General features: G+C 59.4%; 7 protein-coding genes. 2 read left to right on the forward strand and 5 right to left on the reverse strand.

All coding sequences use genetic code 11. From position 1 onward, the window contains the following. Positions 1 to 9: 9 nt before the first annotated feature. The 5 genes from I2E45_RS08145 to I2E45_RS08165 all read right to left on the reverse strand — a co-directional run bounded on the left by I2E45_RS08145 (position 10) and on the right by I2E45_RS08165 (position 6965). Positions 10 to 756: an energy-coupling factor transporter transmembrane component T family protein gene (locus I2E45_RS08145; protein ID WP_022094111.1), complete on the reverse strand. Its 747-nt coding sequence runs from the start codon at positions 754 to 756 to the stop codon at positions 10 to 12. Then, positions 749 to 2500, reverse strand: a complete 1752-nt coding sequence (locus I2E45_RS08150; protein WP_195445551.1) for an ABC transporter ATP-binding protein — start codon at positions 2498 to 2500, stop codon at positions 749 to 751. Before I2E45_RS08150 ends, I2E45_RS08145 begins: the two co-directional genes overlap by 8 nt. A gap of 213 nt (positions 2501 to 2713) precedes the next feature. Continuing rightward, positions 2714 to 3286, reverse strand: a complete 573-nt coding sequence (locus tag I2E45_RS08155) for a hypothetical protein (protein WP_195445553.1) — start codon at positions 3284 to 3286, stop codon at positions 2714 to 2716. Between the two features lie 391 nt (positions 3287 to 3677). After that, positions 3678 to 5639 (reverse strand): C69 family dipeptidase, encoded by a 1962-nt coding sequence (locus tag I2E45_RS08160; RefSeq protein WP_195445555.1) that lies wholly within the window; start codon positions 5637 to 5639, stop codon positions 3678 to 3680. Positions 5640 to 6047: 408 nt separating this feature from the next. Then, positions 6048 to 6965 carry a diacylglycerol/lipid kinase family protein gene (locus I2E45_RS08165; protein WP_195445558.1) on the reverse strand — a complete coding sequence of 306 codons (918 nt, stop codon included), beginning with the start codon at positions 6963 to 6965 and terminating at the stop codon, positions 6048 to 6050. 98 nt (positions 6966 to 7063) lie between these two features. Between I2E45_RS08165 and rnd the strand changes: the two genes are divergently transcribed. Both rnd and I2E45_RS08175 read left to right on the forward strand, forming a co-directional pair. Further along, positions 7064 to 8197 carry a ribonuclease D gene (rnd, locus tag I2E45_RS08170; RefSeq protein ID WP_006234315.1) on the forward strand — a complete coding sequence of 378 codons (1134 nt, stop codon included), beginning with the start codon at positions 7064 to 7066 and terminating at the stop codon, positions 8195 to 8197. Between the two features lie 64 nt (positions 8198 to 8261). Beyond that, complete coding sequence (locus I2E45_RS08175; RefSeq protein WP_229058897.1) at positions 8262 to 8495, forward strand: hypothetical protein; 234 nt, start codon at positions 8262 to 8264, stop codon at positions 8493 to 8495. Positions 8496 to 8498: the final 3 nt, after the last annotated feature.

An 8498-nucleotide genomic window follows, 5' to 3' on the forward strand; every position in this document is an offset into this window, starting at 1 on the left:
GGTGGTGAACTAGAACAGGAAGCCGATGGCGATGAGGGCGATGCTGACGATGAGCACGGCGATGTCTAGGCCCTTGATGGGGTAGCGCTTGTACGAGCTGGCGCGCGTACGCAGATAGAAGCCGCGTTGTTCTGCCGCCAAGGCTGTGGCATCGGTCTTGCCCACGCTTGAGATGAGCAGCGGCACGCACAGTGGCAGCATGAGCTTAAGCTTCTTAATGGGGTTCTTGGTGTCGTACTCGACGCCGCGTGCGGTCTGCGCCTCCATGATGGCGTTCATCTCCTGACCAAACACCGGCACGAAGCGCAGCGCCGTGGTAAAGGTGAAGGCATAGCGATACGGCACGTGCAGCACCTCGACGCAGGCGTTGGCAAGGTCGTTGAGCTTGGTCACCATGAGCATGAGGATGAGTGGTAACGCCACACCCAGCAGGCGCAGACAGGCCTTCGATCCTGTGATGAGACCCGTGTCGGTGATAAAGCCCCACACCACGTTGCCATCGCGCATAAAGGCCAGCTGGAGCACCAGCATGATAAGCGCGAGCGGAATCAGCAACTTGAGCAGCGAGAACAGACGGTCGACGACGCCGGCATAGGCACCCAGCGCAAGGGTGAGTGCCAAAAAGCCCAGCAGCGCCACGTAGGTGTCGGACAAGAAGATGCCGACGATGATGGCGGCGGCGAGGCCCAGTTTGACGACGGGATTCAGGCGATGCAGCAGCGTATCGCCCGGCATGTAGTCGATGACGTTAACCACGGTGGACCATCTCCTTGGCAATTCGAACGACATCGGTGACCTCGCTCACCTGCGCAAAAGCGGGCGAGACGGAAGATGCCAGACGGCGCGAGAGTTCAATAACCTGGGGAGGCTCCACGTAGGCACGCCGCATGAGATCGATGTTCAAGAATAGCTCGTGCGTGCGGCCGCGGTCGAGGATGCGACCGTCGGCCATTACCACAATGCGCTCGGCAAAGTCGGAGACGACTTCCATATCGTGGCAGACCATGATAACGGCGCAACCGCGCTCGGCCATGGTACGCACCGTTTCCATGACGGTCATGCACTCGCGGTAATCAAGGCCGCTCGTGGGCTCGTCGAGCACGACGATCTTGGGCTCAACCACTACGACGGAGGCAAGCGCCACCATTTGTCGCTGGCCGCGCGAGAGCGAGAAGGGCGCCTCGTCGGCCGGCAAGCCAAAGCGGTCGATGACGAGCTGGGCGCGACGCAGGGCTTCGGCGCGGTCGATGCCGGCAAGTTCTAGACCAAAGGCGACCTCGTCGAGCACGGTGTCTTTGCAGATTTGGCGGTCGGGGTTCTGGAAAAGCGTTGCGACCTCGCGGGCAATGCGACTCGTGGGAACCGCGGCGGTGTCCAAGCCCGTAACGCGCACGCTGCCCGAGGCGGGCTTAAGCAGGCCCGTGAGCAGCTTGGTGAGCGTAGTCTTGCCGGCGCCGTTTTGTCCGACAATGCCCACGAGCTCGCCGGGGTAGAGCGTCAGACTAAGGTCGTGGACGGCGGCACCGCCGTTGGGATAGGCAAACTCAACGTGATCGAAGGTGAGCACGGGCTCGGCGTCCTTAGCATGAGGGCGCAACGACGGGGCGTGCGGTGAGCCCGCGGGCGCTTGGACTTCGCTGGCCGTGTGTGCGGGGTCGACGATGCCCGAAATCAGGCGTTCAGCCTCGTCGACATCCAAGCAAGGGGTGCCGCTTGCCAGGCCATCGGCCGCGAGACTATTGAAGATTCGTGTGACGCGGGGGCAGTCGACGCCAATGGTGCGAAGCTCATCGGTGTGTGCGAAGACCTCGTGCGGCTCGCCCTGCAGCGCGATTTCGCCATGGTTGAGCACGAGCACGCGGTTGCAGTACTCCGAGAGCAGAGCGACCTTTTGCTCAACGACGACGATGGTGATGCCGAGTGCGCGGTTTGCCTCGCGCAGGGTCTCGAAGACCAGCGTAGAGCTGGCGGGGTCGAGTGCTGCGGTGGGTTCGTCGAGCACCAGCACGCGGGGGCGCATAGCGAGGATGGCGGCAATGGCCACCTTTTGCTTCTGTCCGCCCGAGAGGTTGGCGATCTCGCGGTCGCGCAGGTCGCTGATGCCGACGGTTTCGAGTGTCTCGCTTACGCGCTGTTCAATCTGATCATGGGGGACGCCAAAGTTCTCCAGACCAAAGAGCATCTCGTCCTCGACAACCGAGGCGACCATCTGCGTGTCGATGTCCTGCAGCACGCTGCCGACGATCTGCGATACGTCGGTGAGCGAGACTTCGCAGGTGTCACGGCCGTCAACCATGACGGACCCAAAGAACGTGCCGGTGTAGTGGTGGGGTACGGCGCCCGACAAGCAAGCGGCAAGCGTGGACTTGCCGGCGCCCGAGGGCCCGATGATGCCGATGAAATCTCCCTTGTTCACGCTGAGCGAGATGTGGCTGAGCGCCTGCTCGGTCTGCGTGCCATAGGAGAACGAGACATCGTCGACGTTGATGATCGTTTTCATGGATACCTTTCATAGTCATTGGGGACAGTCTTAAATGACCAGTTGTTTAAGACCGTCCCAAAAAAGCTCGTTGTTTGGGACGGTCTTTGGTGGTGAAGCACGGAGACGGCTTTACGAGGGGCCCCAGGTTGGCGCGAAAGAGGAGCGAAGCGTACTTGGGTACGCGAGCGACGAATGAACGCCAAGATGGGGTGGCTCGTAAAGCCGAACGGGTTAGTTGAGCCTAAGGGCCTTCTGGATGGGCAGGTAGAGGGCGCCGACCAGAATGGCGTTAAAGACGGCGGTCATGGCGACGACGGGCAACATGGCGGCGGCGAGCTCGCCGACCACGCCGAGCATGGCCATCTTGATGACCATGAAGATGACGCCGGAGACAAAGGTGGTCAGGAAGGTTGCGACAATGGCGATCGCGGGCTTGATCTGACCGTCCTTGCCGGCGGCGTTGACGATGCCGGCCATGAGCATGGCGGCGATGCCCTCGGCGGCAAAATCGACAAACGGCGAAGTGGTGGTGATCTGGATCACGGCAGCCGAGATGAGGCCAATGACGAGCGCCTGGCCGATGTTGGGGCGAACGACCAGGATGGTGAGGCAGAAGGCCGAGATGATGAACTCGGGGCTGATCATGCCGCCCGAGATGCCCGAGATTGCCTTGCCGACGGTGAAGTTGAGGATGAAGCCGGCGGCGAGCAGGATGGCGAGCAGGACGAGAGCACGGACGTCGAGTTTGCCACGGTCGGCGGTCTGGACGGTGCGGGGCTGGGTGGCGGTGGTGTTCTGAGACATGGTGAAAATCCTTTCGAAATGGGAGTGCAAGAGAAAAGCGGAGGCGCGTGATGCGAATGCGATCGGGCTCGAGATAGAAAAAGGCCCCCGGTCGAAACCGGAGGCCTTCCAATCACCTAGAGCGCAAAAACAGGCGTGAGGGACTCACTGTCGACCGATCGTATTCGCATCACGCCACCACCAGTTGTTGAGAGACTTCATCGTGTTCTTCATGTTGGTGGCTCCTTTCGTGATGCCGTGGCGCGGTCGCACCTAGTTGCTGTTGCGCTGCACTATAGCACAGCAAAGTGTGTGCGGGGAAATCTTTTTTGAAAAGATTTCAGGCGGGTTTCCTATCGCTCAAAAGAACGGGCGGGTTGACCTGCGCCATCCCGCCCGCACCAGCGAGGGGCTACTCCTTATTGCGGCGATAGAGGAAGTAGCCGCCTGCGAAGATAACGGCAACACCGGCGACGGCGAATGCAGCCACCATACGGCCATCAAAACGATCACCGGTGGTGGGCAGGCCGCCCTTGGTGTTCGTCTTGTTGGTGGTTACCGTGGTCGTGGTATCCGACTTACCAGGCTTCTCGGGCTTGGTGGCGGGCTGCTCGGGCTTAGTGGGCTGCTCAGGCTGCTCGGGGGTGCTGGGCTGTTCGGGCTTACCGGGCTGCTCGGGAGTGCCGGGCTGATCCGGGGTGACCGGGTCGGTGGCAAGGGCGTCCTTGGCGTAGGTGATGGACTCCTTGAGGCCCTTGGTCTCGGTGTTCAGGTCGCTCGGGGTGAAGCGCTCGTCAAAGTTTCCGGCCTTCTGATAAGCGCGCATCTCCTGGAGCAGGGCCTTGCACTTCTTGTAGGTGTTCTCGGTGGCAGCCTTGCCTGCCTTGTTGGCCAGAGCGGTGCGACCCTCGGTGGTCGTCTCGGCCAGCATAGCGGCGTCAACTTCCTTGTTCTGCTCGATGAGCTCGTTCTGGAGCGCGTCGAGGTAGGTGCGGACACTGGTACCAAGGGTGTCAGGGTTCTCAAAGCAGAGCGAGCTGATGTCCATGAGGACGTAGTTAATGGAGTTCTCGGGCTCCTCGTTGTACACGACGTCTTTCGCATTGCAGTGGTCGAAGGAGACGGTCTGATCGCTGAAGTAGGGGCTAACTTCAGTTATCAGAGCGGAGTACAGCGGGATGGCGACAGAGTACGCGGCACGGGAGAGCATTTCCCACTGGATGGTAGCGACTTCGGGATCATACCCGCGACGAATCTGGAAGAGATTGATCTCGGTGTTGCGCTCGCTGCCGATGCAATAAACGCCATCAGTGTTCGCGTTGAGACCAGGGACGTTCTCTCCGCGGTTGCCGAAGGCACGAATCAGCTCAAAGGTGCTCCAACCAGACTTGCCAGGCTTGAAGAACAGAGGCTGGATTTCGCTGACCATAGCTCCCTTTTGGACGGGTTTTCCATCCTTATCGGTGATAGTTTTAATTTCGTAATCCGTGCCTTCGGTCAGCTGACTAGCAAAATAATGGCGGCCTTGCACATAGCGGGACCATTGGTTAACGCCAGAATCGGCGAGGCTTTCGCCATACGTTTGGGCGACATCGAATTTACCGTCAGCGGAGTATTTGGCGAAACCCTTCTCCACGGGCATGGACTCGATGTCCTTGGAGTGCAGGCAGTTCTCAGTATCGTTCAGGTCGACATCGTAGTTGAGGCTGCCGATGTTGGGGTTGAGTGAGGCGACGTCGTCGGCCAGCTTCATGGCAATCCATTGATGGGCAGAAAGCGTGGCGAACAGCCAGGTCTCGTTGTTGTCGGCGATAATGATCTGGTCGTTAGTGCAAGTGCCCTGCTCGTCGATCAGGCTGCCGAGGAGCTCGACGCCCTCGCGGGCATTGGCGCTCTGGCCCAGGATGACGCTGCCGTAGCTGTACTCGCCGATGCCGGTAGCCTCATCGATTGGGTCTGCTGCTTTGGCATCCTCGTTATAGGAGGTGCTCAGCGTAGCGGAGCAAGAGACACCCTTCTCGTTGATACCGGCTTCGGAGTAGGCGTCGGTGTGGCCCTCCCAATTGGAGGGATGGTCACGTACGTAGCTGTAGCGATATGTAGGCTTATTCGAAGTGTATTCGAAAGCAGACTCATTCGAGCTGTACGTAAAGCCGGCTTCGTGGGCGGGTTCGATGCCATAGTGCTTGAGATAGCGCTTGCCAAAGTCCTCGGCACGGCCATAGTACGTGTTGCCGTCGGCCGTTAGATCTTTGCCCATGTACATCTGCGTGCAGGCGAGCGCAGAGGTCGGCATGGACATGATGGTTACAGCTCCAAAGGCGAGGCCTATGCCTAGCTTCTTGAGCGCGTTGACGGGGTGAGTTTTCCTCATTTTCCCTCCCAGCGTGCGAAAGCCCTCTGTCGCCAGAGGGCTTCAGCCAATAAAGACACCTCATTAGCGTAACGAACTAGAAACAATATTCATCTATGAAAGAAACTTACTCGATAAGCGTGATGAAATATGCGATGAGCGGTTAATTATACTCAGTTTGTAGCTTTATTTTAATAAAGACGCCCTGCAATTACTGTAGCCGAATAAAGTAGCTGGGAATGCCCGAAATGAGAATCCCCTGCTGTTTGGCAAATGCATAAACGGCAGGGGAGACGATAATTGGATGAATATCATGCCAATATGGAATTACTTCTTCCGGCGGTGGATCACGTTGATCGCATAGCCGACGAGCATGGCCAAAACGATGATGATAAAGCCGAGCAGGGGATTGTCGTTCATAGGGTCCTCCTATTTTCCGAGCGGGGAGAATTCGTCGACGATGAGGTCGAGGCATTGCGGAAGCGCGCGGGCTCCAAAGACGCCCGAATTGCTGGAGATAATCTCGCCATCGAACTGCATGCCCAGCGATGGGGTGCAGGTGATCTTGGCTTCCTTGGTTTGGATGATCTTGAACTGCGGGCGGCCGAGTACCTTGCCGGCGGGGTCGAGTGCGGCGGTGATCACAGTCGGTAGAAGCTGCACAGTTTTTACGGGTTCGATGACCGCAATGTCGACCATGCCATCGTTCATGCGGCAGTCGGGGAACAGGTTGATGTCGTTTTGGATGACCGAGGTGTTGCCGGCCATGCAGCAGATGCCGTCGAGCTCCTCGACAATGCCGTCGTGCTCAATAGTAAAGTGCGCCACCGTGGGGTTGGGCGTGGCGAGCGCGGAGAGGAAGTAGGCGATCTCGCCGATGTCGTTTTTGGTGGGGGCGGCCTTCATCATGATCTCGGCGTCGAAGCCCGAGCCGGCGATGATGATGAAGCTGTGGCGCTTCTCGTTGCCGTTCTCGTCGAGCCAAAAGAGCTCGCCCATGTCCACTTTGACCGTGCGACCGGCGCGGCAAGCCTTGGCAAGCGCCGCTGCCTCGGGGGCATTACCGATGTTGTTAAAGAACAGGCAGGCTGTGCCAGAGGGGAAAACGAGCGTGGGGACACCGCATCCGCGCATCTGGTCGAGCACGTTGGAGACGGTGCCGTCGCCGCCCGAAACGACCACGCGATCGAATTCGCGCACGTCCGCCACGGCATCCTCGGGTTCCATACCATCGCCGATAAAACGCATCACGACCTCGTCGCCGCCCTGCGCGAGGGCGTGCGTGAATGCGTAGATTTCATCTGAGCTGGGGCCCGATGCCGGGTTGTGGATGATAAGGCAGCGCATACTTACGTTCCCGTTCTGTGACTAACCGAGTATAGTTGTAAGGCAATGCCGATATCCTACCCGTGTTTTTCGGGCCTAACCTTATTCGATGGGTTGATATGTACATTTCCACACATCAGGCTCTACTCGACTTTTGCCAGCGCGCCCGTGAGTTCGACGCGATTGCCGTCGATACCGAGTTTTTGCGCGAGCGCACGTTCCATCCGCGTCTGTGTTTGGTTCAGATTGCCACCCCTGCCGAGAGCGTAGCGGTCGATCCCCTGGTAATCGACGACCTATCGCCGCTGGCCGAGCTTATGGCCGACGAGAGCGTGACCAAGGTCTTCCACGCCTGCTCGCAGGATATGGAGGTCATGCTCCATACCGTAGGCGTGCTGCCGCGTCCGATTTTTGACACGCAGGTGGCCGCCGCCTTTTTGGGCGAGCGTCAGCAGATTTCCTACGGCGCGCTCGTGCAGACGTTTTGCGGCGTCTCATTGCCCAAGACCGAGTCACTGACCGACTGGTCGCGTCGCCCGCTGACCGATAAGCAGATTGAGTACGCGATCGATGACGTCAAGTATCTGATCGTGGCCTATACCGAGATGATGAGCCGCCTGCGCGAGCTGGGCCGCGTGGACTGGGTGCTCGACGAGCTGCGCCCGCTGGCTGACGAGTCGCACTATCGCGCCGATCGCCACGAGGCGTTCCGCAAGGTCAAACGCATCAACTCGTGCAGTCGTCACCAGCTGGGTATCGCGCGCGAGCTCGCCGCCTGGCGCGAGGACCGCGCCGAGCGCCGCAACATCCCGCGCAAATGGGTCATGTCCGACGACACGCTGCTTGCGCTCGTTAAACGCAATCCCGTGCGCGTTGAGGAGTTCCGCAGCATTCGCGGTACCGATCAGTTGGGGGAGCGCGACGTGGACGGTGCGCTCATGGCCATCAAGCGCGGCGCAAGCTGCCCGCACGATCGCCTGCCGCTCATGGTGCGCGGGCATCGCCAGATCTCTCCGGAGTTGGAGAGCGTGACGGATCTCATGTACGCGCTCATCCGCCTGGTTGCCGAACGCTCGGGAGTGGCGACCTCGGTCATTGCCTCGCGCGATGACCTGGCCGACTACATTGAGCATCCCGAGCAGAGCCCCTTGCGCGAAGGCTGGCGCTTTGAGCTTGTGGGCTCGCGCCTGGACGATCTGCTCTCGGGCAACATGGGGTTGACGGTCAAAGATGGCAAAATTGAATTGCTGTAAGGAAGCCTAGCCGCTTGAGTGGGTAGAATGCCTCCAACGTGTAACTCGATTCGGAGGAATTCGCATGCCTTATTACTATGGATACGGCTTTGGCATCGACCCGCTGTACCTGCTGGTTGTTCTTGTCTGCACGGTGATTGGTCTTGCCGCACAGAACTATATCAACTCGACGTACAAAACCTGGTCCAAGGTTCGCTCGGACGGCGACACGGGCGCCACGGTCGGGTCGCGCGCGCAGACGTGGTGTAAGAGTGTCCTGAGGTCCGTCGCTGCAAGTCCCGATGTTACTCCTTCTTGAGAC

It is taken from the genome of Collinsella aerofaciens (genome assembly GCF_015555045.1).
In the GTDB taxonomy this organism is placed as follows: domain Bacteria; phylum Actinomycetota; class Coriobacteriia; order Coriobacteriales; family Coriobacteriaceae; genus Collinsella; species Collinsella aerofaciens_W.

Coding starts and splice junctions, on each gene's coding strand:
- I2E45_RS08160 (WP_195445555.1), bottom strand. CDS start 5,639: ATGAGGAAAACTCACCCCGTCAACGCGCTCAAGAAGCTAGGCATAGGC.
- rnd (WP_006234315.1), top strand. CDS start 7,064: ATGTACATTTCCACACATCAGGCTCTACTCGACTTTTGCCAGCGCGCC.
- I2E45_RS08155 (WP_195445553.1), bottom strand. CDS start 3,286: ATGTCTCAGAACACCACCGCCACCCAGCCCCGCACCGTCCAGACCGCC.
- I2E45_RS08175 (WP_229058897.1), top strand. CDS start 8,262: ATGCCTTATTACTATGGATACGGCTTTGGCATCGACCCGCTGTACCTG.
- I2E45_RS08150 (WP_195445551.1), bottom strand. CDS start 2,500: ATGAAAACGATCATCAACGTCGACGATGTCTCGTTCTCCTATGGCACG.
- I2E45_RS08165 (WP_195445558.1), bottom strand. CDS start 6,965: ATGCGCTGCCTTATCATCCACAACCCGGCATCGGGCCCCAGCTCAGAT.